Source organism: Commensalibacter intestini A911 (genome assembly GCF_000231445.1).
Classification (GTDB): domain Bacteria; phylum Pseudomonadota; class Alphaproteobacteria; order Acetobacterales; family Acetobacteraceae; genus Commensalibacter; species Commensalibacter intestini.
Genome location: NZ_AGFR01000012.1, coordinates 74,768 through 95,166, shown reverse-complemented (window position 1 = coordinate 95,166; position 20,399 = coordinate 74,768). Strand labels below are relative to the sequence as shown.

The 20,399-nt window shown below is 37.2% G+C and carries 17 protein-coding genes; 6 read left to right on the top strand and 11 right to left on the bottom strand.

Features of this window, described 5'->3' with window-relative positions; genetic code table 11:
- Window positions 1-146 precede the first annotated feature (146 nt).
- Complete coding sequence (locus tag CIN_RS10365) at window positions 147-2,396, top strand: glycoside hydrolase family 3 C-terminal domain-containing protein (protein ID WP_008855054.1); 2,250 nt, start codon at window positions 147-149, stop codon at window positions 2,394-2,396.
- 208 nt (window positions 2,397-2,604) lie between these two features.
- The gene (locus CIN_RS10360; RefSeq protein ID WP_008855053.1) at window positions 2,605-3,705 is read left to right on the top strand and encodes a glycosyltransferase; all 1,101 of its coding nucleotides are present in this window, start codon (window positions 2,605-2,607) and stop codon (window positions 3,703-3,705) included.
- Window positions 3,706-3,818: 113 nt separating this feature from the next.
- Here CIN_RS10360 and CIN_RS11600 read toward each other — a convergent pair whose 3' ends face one another.
- From CIN_RS11600 to eat, 6 genes are all read right to left on the bottom strand, one after another.
- Window positions 3,819-4,187: a hypothetical protein gene (locus CIN_RS11600; RefSeq protein WP_139017006.1), complete on the bottom strand. Its 369-nt coding sequence runs from the start codon at window positions 4,185-4,187 to the stop codon at window positions 3,819-3,821.
- On the bottom strand, window positions 4,084-4,449 hold the full coding sequence (locus CIN_RS11595; RefSeq protein ID WP_008855051.1) for a hypothetical protein: 366 nt from the start codon (window positions 4,447-4,449) through the stop codon (window positions 4,084-4,086). The genes CIN_RS11600 and CIN_RS11595 overlap by 104 nt, the downstream gene beginning before the upstream one ends.
- Window positions 4,446-8,234 (bottom strand): Hint domain-containing protein, encoded by a 3,789-nt coding sequence (locus tag CIN_RS11590; protein ID WP_050798429.1) that lies wholly within the window; start codon window positions 8,232-8,234, stop codon window positions 4,446-4,448. The genes CIN_RS11595 and CIN_RS11590 overlap by 4 nt, the downstream gene beginning before the upstream one ends.
- Window positions 8,235-8,679: 445 nt before the next feature.
- Window positions 8,680-9,453 carry an ethanolamine ammonia-lyase subunit EutC gene (eutC, locus tag CIN_RS10350; protein ID WP_008855049.1) on the bottom strand — a complete coding sequence of 258 codons (774 nt, stop codon included), beginning with the start codon at window positions 9,451-9,453 and terminating at the stop codon, window positions 8,680-8,682.
- A 2-nt stretch (window positions 9,454-9,455) separates the two neighbouring features.
- Window positions 9,456-10,841 carry an ethanolamine ammonia-lyase subunit EutB gene (locus CIN_RS10345; RefSeq protein WP_211475724.1) on the bottom strand — a complete coding sequence of 462 codons (1,386 nt, stop codon included), beginning with the start codon at window positions 10,839-10,841 and terminating at the stop codon, window positions 9,456-9,458.
- Window positions 10,842-10,866: 25 nt separating this feature from the next.
- Entirely contained in the window at window positions 10,867-12,222 is a 1,356-nt protein-coding gene (eat, locus tag CIN_RS10340; RefSeq protein ID WP_008855047.1) for an ethanolamine permease, read from the bottom strand.
- 238 nt (window positions 12,223-12,460) lie between these two features.
- On the opposite strand from eat, the gene CIN_RS10335 reads away from it, so the two are divergent.
- On the top strand, window positions 12,461-12,931 hold the full coding sequence (locus CIN_RS10335; protein ID WP_008855046.1) for a nuclear transport factor 2 family protein: 471 nt from the start codon (window positions 12,461-12,463) through the stop codon (window positions 12,929-12,931).
- Window positions 12,932-12,954: 23 nt separating this feature from the next.
- Here the strand turns inward: CIN_RS10335 and lpdD are convergent, their stop codons facing one another.
- The 4 genes from lpdD to CIN_RS10315 are packed head-to-tail and all read right to left on the bottom strand — an operon-like array spanning window position 12,955 to window position 16,417.
- Window positions 12,955-13,365 (bottom strand): prenylated flavin chaperone LpdD, encoded by a 411-nt coding sequence (lpdD, locus tag CIN_RS10330; protein WP_008855045.1) that lies wholly within the window; start codon window positions 13,363-13,365, stop codon window positions 12,955-12,957.
- Between the two features lie 5 nt (window positions 13,366-13,370).
- Window positions 13,371-13,928: a UbiX family flavin prenyltransferase gene (locus CIN_RS10325; protein WP_008855044.1), complete on the bottom strand. Its 558-nt coding sequence runs from the start codon at window positions 13,926-13,928 to the stop codon at window positions 13,371-13,373.
- A gap of 28 nt (window positions 13,929-13,956) precedes the next feature.
- Window positions 13,957-15,450, bottom strand: a complete 1,494-nt coding sequence (locus CIN_RS10320) for a UbiD family decarboxylase (RefSeq protein ID WP_040364405.1) — start codon at window positions 15,448-15,450, stop codon at window positions 13,957-13,959.
- 34 nt (window positions 15,451-15,484) lie between these two features.
- Window positions 15,485-16,417, bottom strand: a complete 933-nt coding sequence (locus CIN_RS10315) for a 2-hydroxyacid dehydrogenase (protein WP_008855042.1) — start codon at window positions 16,415-16,417, stop codon at window positions 15,485-15,487.
- A 120-nt stretch (window positions 16,418-16,537) separates the two neighbouring features.
- Between CIN_RS10315 and cobU the strand changes: the two genes are divergently transcribed.
- From cobU to CIN_RS10300, 3 genes are read left to right on the top strand one after another with little or no spacing between them, the layout of a single operon-like run.
- Window positions 16,538-17,044, top strand: coding sequence for a bifunctional adenosylcobinamide kinase/adenosylcobinamide-phosphate guanylyltransferase (cobU, locus tag CIN_RS10310; RefSeq protein ID WP_040364404.1), 507 nt, complete (start codon window positions 16,538-16,540; stop codon window positions 17,042-17,044).
- 5 nt (window positions 17,045-17,049) lie between these two features.
- Complete coding sequence (cobO, locus tag CIN_RS10305; protein WP_008855040.1) at window positions 17,050-17,661, top strand: cob(I)yrinic acid a,c-diamide adenosyltransferase; 612 nt, start codon at window positions 17,050-17,052, stop codon at window positions 17,659-17,661.
- Complete coding sequence (locus tag CIN_RS10300; RefSeq protein ID WP_008855039.1) at window positions 17,661-19,121, top strand: cobyric acid synthase; 1,461 nt, start codon at window positions 17,661-17,663, stop codon at window positions 19,119-19,121. The genes cobO and CIN_RS10300 overlap by 1 nt, the downstream gene beginning before the upstream one ends.
- A 253-nt stretch (window positions 19,122-19,374) precedes the next feature.
- On the opposite strand, the gene cbiB is transcribed toward CIN_RS10300, so the two are convergent.
- Window positions 19,375-20,376, bottom strand: a complete 1,002-nt coding sequence (cbiB, locus tag CIN_RS10295) for an adenosylcobinamide-phosphate synthase CbiB (protein ID WP_008855038.1) — start codon at window positions 20,374-20,376, stop codon at window positions 19,375-19,377.
- Window positions 20,377-20,399 lie beyond the last annotated feature (23 nt).

Sequence of the window (20,399 nt, the reverse complement as noted above, 5' to 3'; positions counted from 1 at the left end):
GTATGTTGTGAAGTATTAGATACGGTTAAAAATATTATGACTATTCTTTACAAAATCAACCATTTATTGGTCTAAGTGATATTGACTATTGATGGTAAAAGTAAGTTAATATTCTTACATATTTTAGATTGTAGGAAAGTTATGCAATGAAGTTATCTCAGCTATTTTTACTCTCATCTATTCTTGTTAGTATCCCAAGTTTTGCTCATGCAGAAGAAGCAACTTGGAAAGACACCTCTCTTTCTCCAGAAGCTCGTGCAAAAGCCCTTGTAAAGGCAATGACACAAGATGAAAAAATACAATTGGTTCATAGTCTTTACGCCATTCCCAATGGTCCTAAAAATCTACCGATGCCTAAAGGGGCATTAGGTAGTGCGGCTTATGTTCCTTCGATTGAAAGATTAGGTATTCCAGCACAACAAATTACAGATGCAGGGTTAGGAGTTGCAAATCCAGGAAATGTTCGTCCAGGTGATGCTGCAACTTCGTTGCCAAGTGGTCAGATTTTATCTGGAACGTTTGATCCAAAACTTGCTTATGAAGCAGGGAAAATGACAGGCGCAGAAGCTTTCCATAGAGGGTTTAACGTCTTATTAGGTGGTGGGGTTGTCCTTGCCAGAGATCCAAGAATTGGTCGTAATTTTGAATATTTAGGTGAAGATCCCGTTTTGGCAGGGAATATTGTTGCAGAGCAAGTCAAAGGGGTGCAAAGCGAACACGTTGTTTCCACGGTTAAACATTTAGCCTTCAATAATATTGAAACTAATCGTAAAAAAATTGATATGAAAATCGGTGAAAAAGAAGGAAGAGAATCAGATCTTCTTGCTTTTGAAATTGCGATTAAAAAAGGTAATCCTGGCTCCATCATGTGTGCTTATAACAAGGTGAACGGGGATTACAGCTGTGAAAATAGTTATTTGTTGCAACTTCCTAAAAAAGATTGGGGTTATCAAGGATATGTTATGACCGATTGGGGCGGTGGACATAGTACAGTGAAAGCAGCGAATGCTGGATTAGATCAGGAATCAGCTGCGGATCAGTTTGATAATAAGATTTATTTTGGCAAAGATTTACAAGAAGCAGTGGCGAAAGGTGAAGTTCAACAAAGTCGCTTGGATGATATGGCATATCGTGTTTTATATGCGTTAATTCAGGTTGGGGCTTACGATCATCCAGCAACAAAATCGGATCAACCAGAAGATGTTGCTGCACATGAGGCGATTTCCCAAAAAATTGCTGAGAATGGTATTGTCCTTCTTCAAAACAAACAAAATATTTTACCATTATCAACAACTGTGAAGAATATTGCGATTATTGGTGGGCACGCTAATGAAGGTGTATTATCAGGTGGTGGTTCTTCTCAAGTCACGGCTAGAGGCGGTAATATTAAACTGAAAACAGGCATGCAAACATGGCCTGGCCCAGTATCTTACTTCCCATCTTCACCAATGAAAGCAATTGAAGCATTAGCACCAGAGGCTAAGGTAAAATTTGCAGCTGGGGATAATATTCATGAAGCTGTTAAATTGGCTAGCCAATCTGATGTTGTGATTGTTTTTGCAACAAAGTGGAGCGCAGAAAGCTTCGATAATGCGAATTTAAGCTTACCAGGGAACCAAGATCATTTAATTGAATCTGTTGCAAAAGCAGGCAAACCTGTGATTGTTGTATTGGAAACTGGTAATCCTGTTGAAATGCCATGGTTAAATAATGTTGATGCAGTTGTGGAAGCATGGTTCCCAGGAACATCTGGTGGCCCAGCAATTGCAAATATTTTATTTGGTAAAGTAAACCCATCTGGGCGTTTAAGTATCACATGGCCGAAATCTTTGGCACAAGTTCCATATCCTAAAATTACCAATGCAGGACAAAGATGGAATGAAGATGATCCTGTAAAAGAAGATAAACCAGACCTATCAGGGATTGCGACATTTAACCTAGATGTAGACAAAGCTAATGTTGGGTATCGTTGGTATGAAGCGAAAAAAATTACGCCGCTTTATCCATTTGGATATGGTCTGTCTTATACAACGTTTAAATATACAAAAATTACGTTGAATAATAATTTATCTGAGAAAAATCCAACAATAACCGCTGAAGTTACTGTTGAAAACACTGGTAAAAGAGACGGTGAAGACGCGGTTCAAGTTTATGGCACAATGCCTGATGGTTCACCAAGCCGCTTGGTAGGGTTTAATAAAGTGGCATTAAAAGCTGGAGAGTCAAAAACGGTGAGTATTCCTTTGGCTTTACAAGCGATTGCGAATTATGAATCAAAAGCACATCGCTGGGAAATGCCAGCAGGTGAGTATACGATTACTGCAAAATCAAATGCACTTTCTACGGAAGGGGTTAAAACAACGGTTCATTTAAATCAACTTAATCTTGCAGATTAGTTTAAACGAATAGCTTACTTGTTTTATGTAGCCACGGTTATCTTAGCCGTGGCTATTTTATTATGATATTGTTTATCATCCGTTAGTTATAATTTACATTTTGTTTTACGATAAACTTAGAAAGTTAAAGATTTATTTTCTGCAAACAGGTATGCTTTGTTTATATATAAATTGATAAGAAAAATATTGATAAAGGTCGAACGCTTCTATGAAAATTTATTATGTTATTAGCAGTTTAGAAGGCGGTGGTGCGGAGTTTATTATTCCGGATTTAGCTGATTTTTTTACTAGCCAAGGTCATAGTTTTAAAGTGTTGGCCTGTATTCCTCGGGATATGGAAACAGCAGCTTTATTAGAAAAGAGAAATGTATCCTATCAATTGCTTTCTTTAAATGGAGATTGTCGGTTAAGCTCGACTTATAATTTATTTAAGATTGTAAAAAAATCGCCTCCAGATTTGATATGGACGTCTTTGGCCAGAGGGGCAATGGATGGTCAGATCGTTGGAAAATTATGTAATATTCCTGTTGTTAGTTGGAAGCATAGTGCCAATGTGATGGCTTATAAGGCGTCTGCAGTACGTTTTTTGCAAAGATATAGTCAGTTATGGGTAGCTGATTCAGATGGTGTTGCTGATTTCTTGCAAACTAGCATGGATGTAACTAAAGATAGAGTGATGACATGGCCTTTGTTTAAAGTGCCAGAGAATCTACCTGAAATGCCAGTTTGGGATGGTACAGGGATTTTCCATATTGGCAGTATGGGACGTTTACATCCAGTGAAAAATTTCGATATAATGATTCGATCAATTGATTATATTAATAAGAAATATCCAGAAGTTGGTAAGCGCATTCATTTCTCGATTGCAGGAGCTGGGGATGAAGAGCAAAAACTAACGAATTTAATCCAGGAACTACAATTAAAAAATGTTGAGTTAGCTGGATTTTATACGAATGTTATGGATTATTTAAAAACATTACATTTATATACGGTCACCTCCACCTTTGAAGGAATGTGTATTGCCTTACATGAAGCTCTTGCAGCAGGGATGCCTGTCGTTTCTACGAATGTCGGGGAAATGCGTTTTTGTGTTAAAAATAATCCCATTGGAACATTGTTAAAAGAGAATTCTCCTGAAGCATTAGGTGAAGCAATCGTTGAATATTTTCATAATCCGAAGAAAACGTCTGAATACGCGAAAAATGCACGTGCTTATATTCAATCTCGATATAGCAAAGAATCATTCCAAAATGCAGGTAAAGCGATTTTAAATCGTGTAGAAACCGAGATATTACCTCAGTTTAAATAGATTATTTATATATTTTTATTGTATCGTCTAAAGCTGAAAATAAAAAACCTCTTCTTTAAATTATAAAAAGAAGAGGTTTTTTTTTAGAGTATCTTTATTAACACAAGTTAGAATTAAGCAATTTTTTCTGCAAATTCAATTGCATCTACAAAATATTCTGATGTTGCGGTTAATTCGACTTTAATCAATTTAACCTTATTGCTTACTTCTGAAATTGCTTCAGGAAGTATTGCAAGTCCTTTAGTCCAACGATCTGTTCTGTTTAGTTCAGCTACATGCCAACCTGAAAGACCAGTCATATCTGCAGGCAATACTTCGAATGCTCTATCACCAAAGACGCTGATTTTTGCAACAAGTACACCCAATACACGTCGATCATCAAGGAATGGACCTACGACTTCTGATGGTAACGCTGCTTTTGAATGCATTGCAACAACACAAACATTTGCAGGAACATAGAAGCCATGTATTTCCTTTAACATCAATAGGTTGAATTCTCTCACCTTTTTGTGTGATCAAGCAAAGAGCTGGGTCACGGGTAACTTCAGGTTTAGAAACAAGTGCATATCCTTGTTGTGTTGCGCGACGATCCAAACGTTGCCAAATTGGCTCTACTTGGTCTCTTGCAACAGTCAATGGTGCAGCTGCACTATTTTCCCAACTTTGATGGTCTGCATTTTCGTCAAAGGTTAAGTGCAAGTTAGCAACATCACCGTTGAATAAATGACGATCATCTGTGTTCAAATATGACTCAGTTGATTTTCTGATAACAGAATTGAGTGTGTTTCTGTTTCAATATGGTAAACAGTAAATTGTTCAATGGTTGTATCTACGATAATAGAACGTCCATTAACCAACATACGTGCTGGGATCAGCCCACCATCAACAAAGATTGTATGTTCTGGGGGTACCAATAAATCACGACAAGGTTGGTTTAATCCAAATGCATGTGCTTTAATACGAACAGGATATAATGGACCTTTATTTTCATAATGGTTTACATTCACATCCATCGTACCAGCCCAGACAATTTCCTTGCTGACCTGTTGTCCATTTTCAAGCGTAATAACTTGATCACCAGCTTTGAGATTCTCAACTGTAACTTCACCTTCAGGAGTTAGAAGATGTGTTCCTGTTAAGAAACATTGTGTGATGATAAGGTCATATCCCGTAGGAGAGGAACTACTTTCTTGGATTATTACGTTTGGAACATCTTGACTACTATCTGCTGGACTATAGTTAAACTTAGCAAGAGTTTCTGTTTCTCCAGTAGTTGCGTTAACATAACCTACAGTTAATATTCCGTCAGCATAACTCGTGACATAGCGTGTTTCCTCAAGATATCCTTCTTGAGCAGAAAAGACTAATTTATCAGATAATGTAAAATCAGTTACCGTAAGTTGGTTGTTTGCATCTTGAATGCTGCCTGTATATTGATAAATACCATTATCAATACCAGCAAAATCAACTTCATGAGCAGCTAGGCTAGATGTTGCACGTGTTTCTTGCCCTGCAACAACAACGGTTCCACCATTAACGATAATTTTAGGAATATTATCAGAGCCAACATTGCTTGTTGTTAATGAACTGATGTTTAGTGTTGCATCTTGTCCTACACTAATAGTGACTTGTTGAGAGCCATCCATTGTTAAACTATTAAGATTAACAGTAGTTCCAGAAACAATGCTAACGATTGCTGTTCCAGAAAGATCGACGCTACTACCAGAAACATTTCCATTTAAAGTTAATGTTGCGTCATTCACTAACGTTGCATTACCAAAGGTTAGAGCACTAGTTGTTGTACCAGCAGAACCTGTATTAAAAGAAGCGCTGCTTGCATTTCCACCAAAGGTAATATTTCCTAACGAACCAGATGCGCCGTCACCTAAGGCGATATTATCATTCGTGCCATTTAATACCCAGCCAGTAGTATTATATATAATATTGGAGCCTAAAGTAATAACAGGATTATTAGCATTAATAATAATATTATTAGCACTTAAATGTGTATTATCCCCAATGGTAAAGACAGTACCTTCGGCATTCAAACCAAGTGTAATATCTCCATTAACGTCTAGAGTTCCACTTTGACCATAAATAAAGTTGGTAGAAGTGTTTAGATTAATACCACCAGTTCCAACACTCATGATTGTGCTATCACCAAAGGTAAGGGTAGTAGAGGTGGCACTAATATTGATACTATCTGTAAAGTTGATATTTGCACTATTATTTGCACTAAATATAAGGTCATTGCCTGATATATTTAATGAACTCGCATTAATTGTGGCGTTAAGACCGAAATTTAATGTTTGGCCACTATTATTCATGATAATAGAACCGTTATCGAGTGTTAATGTATTGTCATTTCCAAAGTAAATCAAATTTCGGTCACCATCACTAATATTTGTGCCTCCAGCAGAGAAGTCACCAGAAAGGATGCTGACGTTTACTTGGTCTTCGAATTGAACAGTGCCATTAGAGAGATTATCGGTAAACCCATTATAAATAGTGAAATATGAATATTTCCCAACAGTTAAACTCGTATTTCCTACACCTGCGGTACCACCCAATGATACACTATTTACATTTAATATGAGTTGATCACCAAAGATCATTTGATTTGTATTGCCATCTAAAGCAAGAGTGCCAGATAAATCTATATTTGCAGCGGTACCCATACTAAAGGTTAGGTTATTTCCTGAAACATTTACAGTATCTGCAACGAGAGTGCCTGCATCTCCCCAGTCAAAGGTTTGAGAGGTATTCGTCATAATCAATGAGCCGGTATGAATGCTTAATGTATTATTACTCCCCATATGCACCCAGTTTTGTCCAGAATCTACTCCAGCGCCACCTACGCTAAAATCACCAGCTAGGACGTTAATATGTCCCCCACTACCAAATGATGCAACACCGTTAGAGAGATTATCGGAAAATCCATTGCTTATAGTAATGCTAGCATTATTTCCTGCTGAAACTTGAGTTCCTGTAACACCAGTACTTCCACCCAATGAAACAATACTTGCATTGAGTGTAAGTTCATTGCCAAGCGTCATTAAGTTTGAATTACCATCTGCAGTTAGCGTGCCTACATTTAGGTTTAGGCTATCACCAAAGCTCATTGTATCTGATGTACCATCTAATATTAATGAACCTGATAAATTGACTGACGCATTTGTATTCATTGTAAATGAAAGATTATTTCCATTAACACTTAATGAGTTTGCAGAGATATTTCCACTTGTTCCCCAATCAAAGGTTTGAGACGTGTTCGTCATAATAATAGAACCCGTATCAAGGGTTAGTGTATTATCGCCCAACATATGGAACCAACTGCGTGCACCAGTTGCATTACCAGCACCTCCAATTGAGAGGTCACCATTAATAAGATGTAAATTAGTGCTTGTACCTAACTCTACGACACCATTAGATTGGTTGGCTATTACTCCGTTATCGACGGTAATATTTCCACCAGTTCCCACAGAAAAAGTGTTGTTAGTTTGTGTACCGCCAGCTGCATTAGCACCAAAAGACATGGTGGAAGCGCTGAGGGTCAGGTTGCTGCCAAATTGCATCCATGTAGATGAACCATAGACTAAAACACCATCACCAGAGACTTGTACATTTGCATTATCTCCGACAACGATACTTGCGTTATTATTTCCTACAGCAAGTGCACCCGCATTTAAAGAAAGATTGCTACCGATATTAGTAGAAGCATTTTGATAAACACCAAACGTTCCGCCAATTTCCATTGCATTATTATTGCCAAATTGCGCATTAATAACTGTACCTGTTGCAGGACCAACAGTATAATAGCTAGAAGCAATTTTCATTGAAACACTATCAGCAGCACTAATGAACCCTGTGACCGTCGTGCTAGCAACAGCTCCTAGGTAACCATTAACACTAAGATATGAACCTGAGGCCAAAGTTAATGAGGCTGATGTTTTGCTTGCTACGGTAGTAGGAGTAGCAATGGTTAAATTGGCAGCACTTGTACTTCCTACAATAAAAACATTTCCACGCCCTACATGAACGCCACCATTGACTGTGATTGCGAAGCTTTTTGATAATGTATCATATATGGCATTTCCTGGATAAGTACCAGCTGATTCACCAATATAGAATTGATAATTACCGTCTGTACCATAATTCGCTCCACCAGTGTAACTAATAGCATTACCAGCGACTGTTGCATTATATAGAGTTGCCCATGATGCGCCTGTCATTGTAGCAGTCACATTATAGGTTGGGAACTCAATATTCTCTGTAGATACAGGTTCAGCAAAGGTTTGAACTTGGGTTAATGAGGCAGTGCTCGTAGTAGAAGTTGTATCATCACTATTGTCTGATGTAACAGAAGATGTGTTGGTTGTAATGCTTGATGAATCTGTATATGTGGAAGTCAGGGGGCTACTTGTTAATGAGGAACTATTAATAACTGTATCAGAGCTATATGTTATTGTATTGGTTGACGAGGATGTCTCATCACTTAATGTATCATTATTTATATTTTCATTGGCCACTATTTAAATCCTTAATATTAATAGTTCAAACTTCTTATTCTTAAGTATTTAAAATTATTATTTATTAATTATTTATTTATTTTCAGTAATTATTTTATAGGGTGGACTAAATTTTTATTAGTTCTTTGTATATATAAGTGGTCAATTGAATATATCAAGTTTATATTTTGATAATTAATAATAAAAATTATTTTGTAATTGTTTTTATTTAAGAATTATATTATATAATATTTAAATTTTAATTAATTATTTTATTATATATTTAAAATAATAATGAATTATTTAAGGGTATATGTTGATATGAAAATTTATTTAAAACAATGAGCAGGCAGCGTTATTTGGTTTATCTGCCTACCTATTTAAAATTTACTGAGTGGTATAGTTGTTAAATTATTCTAAGTTTAATATAAGCAGCCATTGTTTTAAAATTTATATTGGTTTGATATTAACTAATATAAAGCGGTTTAATACTATCTGACAGAGCCGTATTATCGCTTTCATCTTTTAAACGGACACCGCTAATTTGTTTGATAAAGCTTTGCTCTAATAACCATGCCAATTTAAACGCAGCAAGATCATGTTTAAGGCCTTCTGGACGAACATTAGAGATACAATTACGATCTGCATCATTGCGTGTATTATCAGGCTGCCATGTCATATAAATTCCAAGACTATCCGCAGAAGATAAGCCTGGACGCTCACCAATTAACATGGCGATAGATTTTGCATGTAAGATACTGCCAATTTGATCCCCTAAAGCAACTCTTGCTTGATGAGCAAGAATAACAGGCCCTAATTGAATATTGAGTTTCTTCAAGTAAGGCAGCAGTGAACGAATGACACTGACAGCTTGACGATCAACAGCATAAGAGGATAACCCATCCCCAATAATAACGATTAAATCAGAAGGGTTTTGATAGGTTTCCTCTAGTTTTTTAATACTTTCTTGATCTAATTTCCGTCCCAAATCAGGGCGGCGTAAATATTCCTCTCGATCTTTAACACAACTATACACAGTCAGTGTTGATAAGCCCATTGCATGGAGTTCATCTTGAATCTTATTGCTATTAAAAGGTTGATGAACTGCATCTCTGGCTTGTGCATGGGACAATGAAAAATTCAACGTTTCTTTGGTGGGTAAACTAACACCATTACGTCCCAATGCAATGCGTGCTTTGGTAAATTGTTTTAAAAATAACCAATTATCAGGAAGGGTCATCTTTATTCTCCTGCAGGTAAAGCAGCTAGCAAAGGATGATTAGAATTTGCAGCTTGTAATTGTCCCATTTTATCCGTGATATGCATTTTTTCTAACCATTCACCAAATTCAGGCGCATGTTTAAGGTTTAATAAACGACGAAGATATAATGCGTCATGAAATGAGGTGCTTTGGTAATTAAGCATAATATCATCAGCACCAGGAACACTGATAATAAAAGGAATACTTGCAGCCCCTAATAAAGTCAGTAAAGTATCCATATCATCTTGATCCGTTTGAGCATGATTTGTATAGCAAATATCGCATCCCAAAGGTAAGCCGAGTAATTTTCCACAAAAATGGTCTTCTAATCCAGCTCTAATAATTTGTTTACCATCATATAAATATTCTGGCCCAATAAACCCAACAACGGTATTTACGAGTAAAGGATTATAATGTCTTGCCACAGCATAGGCTCTGACCTCACATGTTTGTTGATCAATGCCATGATGAGCATCTGCGGATAAACAGCTTCCCTGTCCCGTTTCAAAATACATGACATTGTTGCCAACAGTGCCTTTATTTAACGAAAGAGCAGCATCATAAGATTCTTGTAAGATATTTAGGTTAATTCCAAAACTTGTATTGGCTTTTTCTGTGCCTGCAATAGACTGAAAAACTAGATCAACAGGAATATTCTTTTCTATTAACTGAATAGTATTGGTTACATGCGTTAGAACACACGATTGTGTCGGAATTTCAAATCGTTGAATGACTTCATCCAACATTTGATTAATTTTTCCTAGGATCGGTAAGCTATCACTTGCAGGATTAATCCCAATGACAGCGTCTCCACTGCCATAGAGTAAGCCATCTAACATACTTGCTGCAATTTCTTGTAAATCATCCGTTGGGCTATTGGGTTGTAATCGAGTACTTAAATGTCCAGGTAACCCAATGGTATTTCTAAATTTTGTAACAACATGGCATTTTTTAGCAGCAATAATAAGATCTTGATTTCTCATTAACTTACTGACTGCTGCTGCCATTTCAGGCGTAATCGCAGGGCTGGCCGATGTGATCATTTGTGGTGTCGTGGTATCATCAAGGATCCAATTACGAAAATCACCAACCGTTAGATGACTAATATGTTGGAAATTTTCCTTATCATGACTATCGACAATAAGGCGCGTAACTTCATCTTGTTCATATGGGATGAGTTGATCCTCTAAAAAAGTTTTTAGAGGAATATCTGCCAAAGCCATTTTTGCAGCAGCACGCTCTTCATCACAACTTGCTGCTACACCAGCCAATACATCGCCTGACCGCAAGGGAGAGGCTTTGGCCATTACTGTTTTTAAATCTTCAAAAACCCAAGTTTGGTTCGCTAGAATTGTTTTATACATCATATGACCTATTAATGTTGGTAAGATTTTATTGAGTCATTTTTTCTCTAGAAGATCGTGTTGTTAAAAAATACAGATATCCTATTCCCATAAAGACAATAAAACATCCAGCCAGTTCAAGATTATAGAGTGCCATTGTAATTAAACAAAAGATAGACATAATCATCGCAAAAAGTGGTGCAAAAGGATACAAAATTGCTTTGAATGGACGCTCAAGGTCAGGCTCACTACGACGTAATTTAAATAAAGATGCCATCGAAATAATATACATCAATAATGCACCAAAGGCAGCTACCGTCATAATACTGGCTGTTAAAGGTTGGTTTGAAATAATAATTAAAGAGTCTGAAAAAATCGCACCAATACCAACAAAACCGCCAGCTAAAATTGCAAGGTAAGGGGTATGTGTATATTTATTTACTCTTGCCAAACATGGAGGTAAATACCCATCCCGTGCCAATGAGAAAATTTGTCGAGAATATCCCATAATAATACCGTGCAAAGAGGCAATTAATCCAAAAAGTCCTAACCATACTAATATATTTAACCAGATACTTTTAGCACCAACAACAGCTTTCATTGCTTGAGGTAATGGATCGTTAATACTTGCCAGTAAGCGCCAATCCCCTGCGGCTCCTCCAGCAAATAACATAATCAATAAAGCAAGAACAGTTACGGTAATAATACCAGCGCTTAACGCTTTTGGAATAGTGCGTTGCGGGTCTTTAGCTTCTTCTGCTGCCATAGAAGCGCCTTCAATTGCTAAGAAGAACCAAATGGCAAAAGGGGTTGCAGCGAGCATTCCTTCAATAGTGGAGAAATGAAATTGATTTTGTCCACCCCAGCCATTAGTAGAAAAATGCTCCCATGAAAAGGTGGGAGCAACAATGACCATAAAAAGAATGAGAGCAAATATAGCGAGTAAAGTAACGACCAGTTCAAAGGTTGCTGCAATATGAACCCCAATGATATTGAGAGCCATAAAGAGTAAAAATGCCGAGCATGCAATTAATTTTGTATCGATATAAGGAAATTGCACATTGATATAAGCACCAATGGCCATGGCAATGGCAGGGGGAGCAAAAACAAACTCGATCAGTGTTGCAAATCCTGCAAAAAACCCAACGGTTGGCCCAAAAGCTCTTAACGCATAAGCAAAAGGTCCTCCTGCATGAGGAATGGCTGTACTGAGTTCAGTTAAACTAAAAATAAAACAACAATACATTAAGGCAATTAATAGAACGACAATTAAAAAACCTAATGTTCCAGCGGATGCCCAACCGTAGCTCCACCCAAAAAAAGATCCAGAAATAACCAGTCCAACCGCAATTCCCCAAAGATGAAAACCGCTTAATGTCTGTTTAAGAGCTGTATTCGATGACATAAGCAACCCTTTATATAATTAAATAATATCTATTAAAATGGTAATTAAATTATAAAAATAAAGCAAATTAAAAAATTAATATAAATATTTTTATATATTTATGATTTTTTTCAATTTTTATATGAAGATTAATTAGTCTTATTTTGCAGTGCAGTGTTCTTGTTGCCAGCTGATAATTTATAGCATTATAATTATTTATTATTCTTAGATAGACGTAATATTTTATAAAGGATCAGAGATGTCAGAGCAACGATTGCCTTTACCTCCATTTACACTTGAAACTGCAATGCAAAAAGTAAGAATGGCTGAAAATGCTTGGAACGGAAAAGATCCAGAGAAAGTGGCATTTGCTTATACAGTGGATAGTATTTGGCGCAATCGCTCAGAATTTATTACAGGCCGCAAAGAAATTATTGCGTTTTTAACACGTAAATGGCGTGCAGAACTTGAATATCGCCTGATAAAAGAATTATGGGCATATCATGAGAATAAAATAGCTGTGCGTTTTGCATATGAGTGGCATGATATTAATGGTCGTTGGTTTCGTTCTTATGGAAATGAGAATTGGGAATTTGATGAGCACGGATTAATGAGCAAACGGTTTGCATGTATTAATGATTTACCGCTTCAAGAAAGTGAACGGAAATATTTCTGGTCATTGGGGATAAGGCCAGACGATTATCTTGGACTGACAGCGTTAGGGTTATAAAGGCTTCAAAAGTAACAATCATTTTATGAATAATAAATTGGTTTATTTTCTTTTATAGGATTCTCTTGCAACCAAGTGATGATTTGTTGAGAAATATTTTCTGCCATTTCTAATGAGGCGATGATTTGTTGTTTTGTTATGTAATCAACATGCACGCCAGAGGTAATGACACAGTTCTCAGTGATGATAGGTTGGATAGTGGCCATAATTTTCTCAGCCAGAAGATGATCTTTATGAGGTTTTCCATCATGGCAAAGAAAAACAGTGCTTTCTATTTTTCCACTCGATAATGTTGTTACTGAACCAATATGAGGAACATCTCCGCCAGTTAAGATAATCAGGATGTCAGAGTTTATTCTTTTGAGTTCAGCGTGAATGGTAAAGCCTTCATCCGTAACAGAGAAATGAACAGTTTTAGTTGATGATTGTGTCATTGATTTTATCCTTGCCATCTTGGCATATCAAAATCAACCCCAAAGAGGTCAAGAGCCCTAACAACAGAGTGATGAACGATTTCATCTACGGTTTTGGGTTGTGTATATAAAGAGGGGACAGGGGGCATAATAATGCCTCCCATTTCTGTAACAGTCGTCATGCTGCGTAAATGCCCTAAATGAAGAGGGGTTTCACGTACCATTAAAACTAGTCGACGACGTTCTTTTAACACGACATCGGCGGCTCTGGTTAAAAGGGAAGAAGTTACTCCTGTTGCAATTTCGGATAAGGTTTTAATCGAACAAGGGGTAATGAGCATGCCTTTTGTTTTAAAAGAACCACTGGCGATTGTAGCACCGATATTGCCCACAGGATGAATAATATCAGCAAGGTTTTCCAAATCTTGAGAGGTTATTTGGGATGCTTCGTGCTTCATGACTTGCAAAGCGGATTTGCTGATTACAAGATGTGTTTCAACATCACATTGTTTCAGGATCTCAAGTGCTTTTAATCCATATTGCGTTCCAGAAGCACCAGATATTCCAACAATGATCTTATCCATGATATAACCCCTTTTGATTGTTTATGCTTTATTTATTCTTCATCCATTCAGGCATATAAGGGGTTGGATCAACCTCTTTGAATTGTGCGCGAACAAAAGATGATTTTAAGTGATAGGGAACCGTACAATCAAAGATCGTTTTAGTCGAAATACCATGTCCTAATATTTTAGGATCAAATGCAGGGTCTTGGGATGGGTCAAGTTGGTGGCATCTAACCCCAGGGATAAAGATGGTGCTGATATCTCCTTGATAGCGTGTGGTCATAGCCCATAACACATCATCGGTGTCAAAAGGATCGACATCTTCATCAACTAGAATAACTTGTTTTAATTCAGAGTAGACTCCTAGAGCCATCAGAGCGGCTTGCCTTTCGCGACCTTGATCTGCCTGAGAACGTTTTTTGACTTGTAAAATGGCAAGGAATTTTCCTCCCCCTGATGGATGCGCATAAACATTTTGTAAGAACCCAGGAATACCTGCATCAATCGTATTAAAAATGCTTGCTTCGGTGGGGATTCCTGCAAGATTTACATGTTCTTCACCAGGACCCACTAAGGTTTGCATAATCGCATTTTTACGCATCGTAATGGCTTTAACCTTCATTAAAGGCAAAGAGGGGTTGGCTGGTCCTGTATAACCAGGAAACTCTGGCATTGCATAACCTGTATTCGTGTTTTGATCTTCTCTAACACGAACATTAGGTAAGATTTCTGCTTCAATAACGATTTCTGCTCTGGCGATGGATTTTTGATTAATCGTAACCGCATTGACCAATTCTATGGGTTTGCCACGCAATCCACCTGCGACTTTTAGCTCATCAAATCCAAAAGGGGTCGTGGGGGCTTCAAAACAAGAACCAATCGTAATCGCAGGATCTAGTCCCATATTGATCGTAACAGGTAAAGGTTTTCCTGCTTGCTCTGCTTTTTGGCGGAAAATATCAATATGTCGACCCAGTGCAAAAAAGATAGAAATTTCATATTTACTTTGTACGCATAAACGATGAATGGTGACATCTGTATGGCCTGTCTCTGGATCTGATCCTAGTACTAATCCTTCGCAGAAAAAAGGGCCAGCATCTTGAGGGGTATTGGTAGGGGCTGGAAGGATTTTTCTGAGATCAAAATCTGGATCAGTGGCTTTATAAACGATCTCTTGGCATAGTGCTTTGGATTGATCAACCATAACCGGATCAATCGTATTCTTAACGGCTTTTCCCATAAATTTACCAAGTTCTTTTACAGGGGCACCAAGCATTGTAGCAACTCGTTCACGACTAGCAATTAACCCGACTAAAATTCGTGAACTAGGATATCCTTTGATATTATTAAACATGACCGCAGGGCCAACTTGGGTAGGACGCATTACGGTGCCACCCGCACCAATATATCGATATACTCCAGCTAGATCGTCTTTTGGATCAATTTCTACATTGGTTTCATGATATTGTTTAGGCATTGCTTGCACGACCTCTATCGCCGTGCGGAGGTCGTTAACTTCAATAGATGTTGTTTTTTTCATTGTTCTGTTTTCTTATGGTTGAAATTAAAAATAATTATAATTTCACTTCATCCGGTAATTCTTTTCCTGAGAAATAATCGTCTAATGAGCGTAATACTTTCAAAGCAATTTTTTTTGCAGTTTCATATGTGGCTCCAGCAGAATGGGGTGCCATCACAATATTCGGAAGGTTTTTGAGTGCTTGTGGAACATGAGGTTCATTTGCAAAAACATCTAATCCAGCACCTGCAAGTTTTTTATTTTGCAAACATTCGATGAGAGCCTCTTCGTCTATGGTGACACCGCGCCCAATATTAATAAGAAAACCATGTTCCCCAATAGCTTCGATAATTTTTTTGTTAATCGCTTTTCTGGAGTTATCTCCACCGCTGGCTGCAACAATAAAGATATCAGATTGTTTGGCAAGATCTAATAATGAAGGAACGAAATTCCACTTAACATCTGTATGTTGATGACGTGCTGTGTAAGAAACCTCATTATCGAAAGCTTCTATTCTTTGAGCAATGGCTCTACCAATAGGCCCCATTCCCATAATGCCAACTTTTTTATTAGAAATCGATGTTCCTTGATAAGGAAATCGTTCTTTTGTCCATCGCCCTGCACGTATAAATTGATCACGTAAGGTTAATTGACGAGCAACATCTAATAATAAGCCAATTGCCATATCGGCTACATCTTGAGTGGGGGCACCAGTAGCAATGCTGAGTTTTATGTTTCTTTCTTTTGCTAACTCTATATCAACATTGTCATATCCCACCCCATGCACGGTAATGAGCTTGAGGTTTGGTAATGTATTCAACATATCTGTTGGAGCACCAATGACACCATTGGTAATGACGGCTTCAATTTTATGTAAAATATCAGGCGGGGGTAAATCATCAATATGAATATGATTGGTAAAATTTTGATTAATTTGTTCTTGGATAGATTTATTAATAGGAACAAGTTGTAAGATTTCGGGTTTCATAGGGCTGTATCCTTTTAAATGATTTATCATCAGAATGAAATATTCAGATTGAATCTTGATAAATTATAGTCATATTGTAGGGGTGTTGGACAGAATTTAATTAGAAATAAGTTGAATGTGATGATTCATTTTATCCTTGGCGGTGCGAAATCAGGGAAAAGCCGATATGCCGAAGCGCAACTGATGCAGTATGCTCAACCGTGGTTGTATTTAGCAACGGGCAGAGCATGGGATGATGAAATGCGACAAAAAATTACAGAGCATCAAGAGCGCCGAGGGGATGGATGGATCACATATGAAGAACCTTTAAAAATTGCTGAATATATTGAAAAGCATCACCCATCGCCGATTTTAATTGATTGTCTGATGTTATGGCTAACGAATTTAATGATGGATAAATGTGACATTAATATGGAAATTGATCGTCTTGTGATGACATTACAAGCTTATACAGGTGAGATGGTGATTGTTAGTAACGAGGTCGGTCAAGGGATTGTGCCAGCTGATCCTATGTCGCGTGCTTTTCGAAATTATGCTGGAATATTACACCAAAAAATTGCTCAAATTGCCGATCGTTTTACTTTTATAGTGGCAGGCTATCCAATCGTAATGAAATCTGAAGAATAGGAAAAATGATGACACAAAATGATGCTGATGTGCATAAGAAAAAAATGCAAAAAAGAAAAGAGTTACAAACAGAGCTTGTGGCTTCTAAAACGGAAACTAAAGGGCTCGTTATGGTGCATACGGGTTCTGGAAAAGGAAAGTCCACAGCAGCTTTTGGTTTAGTGTTTAGAAATTTAGGCTATGGTCGTAAATGTGCTGTGGTTCAATTTATTAAAGCCCCAGAATGGCAAACTGGTGAGCGTAAAATGGCAGACTTGTTCCCTGAGCTATTGGAATGGCATATATTGGGGGAAGGTTTTACATGGGATACTCAAGATAAGCAAAAAGATATTGATTCTTGTGCCAAAGCTTGGGATGTGGCGTTACAATATTTGCAAGATGAAGATGTTGCTTTGGTTGTTCTCGATGAGCTGAATATTGCGTTGCGATATGATTATATTGCCATGGAAACTGTTCTTGATGGATTACGTAACAGACCTTCTATGCAGCATGTGGTTATTACTGGACGTAATGCAAAACAAGAATTAATTGATGCTGCGGATTTAGTCACAGAAATGAAGTTAATTAAACATCATTTTGAAGCTGGCGTAAAAGCTCAAAAAGGGGTTGAATTTTAATGGCACGTGCCTTGATGTTCCAGGGAACGGGTTCTAGTGTTGGTAAATCTGTTCTGGTTGCTGGAATTGCCAGGGCATTCAGGCGTAAGGGGTTAAAGGTTTTACCTTTTAAGCCTCAAAATATGTCGAACAATGCTGCTGTAACCAAAGAAGGTGGGGAAATAGGACGTGCTCAAGCATTGCAGGCATTGGCTTGTGGGGTAGAGCCGAGCGTTCATATGAATCCTGTTCTTTTAAAACCGCAAAGTCATATTGGTTCTCAGATTATTGTACAAGGAAAAGTTTGGGGGCAGGCAAAGGCAAGAGAATATCAATCGATTAAACCTCAACTGATGCCGTATGTATTGGAAAGCTTTGAAAGACTTTCTAAAGAGGCAGATATTGTTTTAATTGAAGGAGCAGGTTCTGCTTCAGAGATTAATTTGCGAGAGAGTGATATTGCCAATATGGGGTTTGCTCAAGCAGTTCAAGCCCCAGTTATTTTAATTGGAGATATTGATCGCGGAGGGGTTATTGCGAGCCTTATCGGTACGTATACGGTGTTACCTCTCGAAGATTTAAAGCTGATTAAAGGCTTTATTGTAAATAAAATGCGTGGTGACCCGACGTTATTTACCGATGCAATGCAGTGGATTAGTCAAAAAACACAATGGAAAAATATTGGTTTACTGCCTCACTTTCCTCAGCTTAGTCAATTGCCAGCTGAAGATGCTGCGGATCTTAAATCGGTTGTTCATTTTCAGCAAAAAGGAAAGCTCGTTATGTCCGTTTTGCTTTTACCGACAATTGCGAATTTTGATGATTTTGATCCTTTGAAATATGAAGATAATGTTCAGTTGAATTTTATTGAAATAGGAGATGTTATTCCTAAAAATTCAGATGTAATTATTATTCCAGGTTCTAAAACAACCATTGCAGATTTGGAAGCTTTATATCAAACCGGTTGGGATGTGGATATCAAAGCCCATTTACGACAAGGGGGGTATGTGATGGGTATTTGTGGCGGATATCAAATGTTGGGGACAGAGATTTCAGACCCTTATGGAATTGAAGGGGATACGCGGTCCATTCAAGCGTTAAATCTTTTATCGTTTTCAACGATTTTAGACCGTTCGAAAACACTATCAGAGGTTAAAGGGCATTTGTTTATGAATGATGCTGAATGTTGTGGATATGAAATGCATCTAGGAGAGACGAGGCATCACGAGCATTACAAATCTTTTGCAATACTGGAGAATGGTAGAGCGGAAGGGATCGTTTCTGAAAATGGGAAAATTATAGGAACTTATTTGCATGGCATTTTCCACGGTGATGATGCTCGGAAAGCCTTATTAAATTATTTTGGTAGCAAAGAAAGTTCGATCAATTTTTTAGATCAAGTGGAAAACACTTTAGATCAGTGGGCGGATCATATTGAATATTCTTTAGATATCGCAGCAATGTTAAGTGAGAGTGTGTGATATTGAATAAAAAAACCTCCCCAAAAGGGGAGGTAAATTGAGTAGTTAGGTAGTTTACATAAAGAGACTAAGAAAAATAATCTCATGAAAATCTCTTAGATAACTTTCGACTCTCTATATCTAATATTTAGAAATATAAGTCTCATTCGGCAATATACTCTAACTTGCAATTTATTTGCAATGCTTTTTATAATCATATATTAAAAATAAATGTTATTTGAAATAAAAGATCAAATATAACACGAGTAACTTATTATTTTGGTATAAAAAATAAGTTAAATAATATTAAATTATAATGGATATTGCAGGCAGATAAAAATATTTTTAATGCGTTTTGAATATCATTGCGATTTAGTTCTTTTCTACCGTTTCCAATCCAAGCAGTGTTAAGAACGATATCTTTATATTGTCGTGGTCCTGCAAGATAAATGGATAAACAAGTTGCCATTGCCGCTTCTGGCCATCCTGCATTGGGGGAGTTATGCTTTTTTGCTTCTTTGATAACTTGTTTGATGTCATTGATTGGTTTTTTACTGGCTGTTAAAATAATCCATAAGGCAGATAGTCTAGACGCAGGGTAATTTACATAATCATCTGTTTTGGCTGCTGCATATCCAAAATATTGATATTTAGTCGTTTTATGCCCAATCATACTATCTGCGGTATTAATGGCTTTATAAATAATAATACCTGGTAATCCACCTATACATCCCCAAAAAATAGGTGCGGTTACACCATCAGAAAAATTTTCTGCCAGACTTTCAATTGCTGCTCTGACAATACCAGAGTGGTCAAGTTGGCTGGTATTTCTGCCAACAATTTGACTGACTGCATGACGAGCAATATTGATATCAGGATGCTCTAATGCATTTGAAACATCTTGAACGTGCTCATATAAAGAACGACGTGCAATAAAAATACTCCCAATGATTCCAGACAAAAGACACGCAATAGGTTTAGGAAAGATTTTAAAAAGGCTTTTTTGTATGAAATATCCAATGAGGCAAGGAAGTGCTACGGTTAATCCAAGAGTAAGAAAACCGTTTCTTTTTTGTTGCGGTGCAGTATCTTGTGGGTGGTTAAGTTTTTTATCTAAATAGTCAATTAAATTCCCTATCCAAATAATAGGATGCGGGATTTTATTATAAATTTGTTTCGGATCTCCCCAGATTGCGTCGATAAAAATAGCAATAGCCATGATTTTTAAATGACGAAGCAGAAGTGTTTGAATATGATAAAGAGTGATTTTTTTCATGAGATCCGAAGGTCAATCGTGTA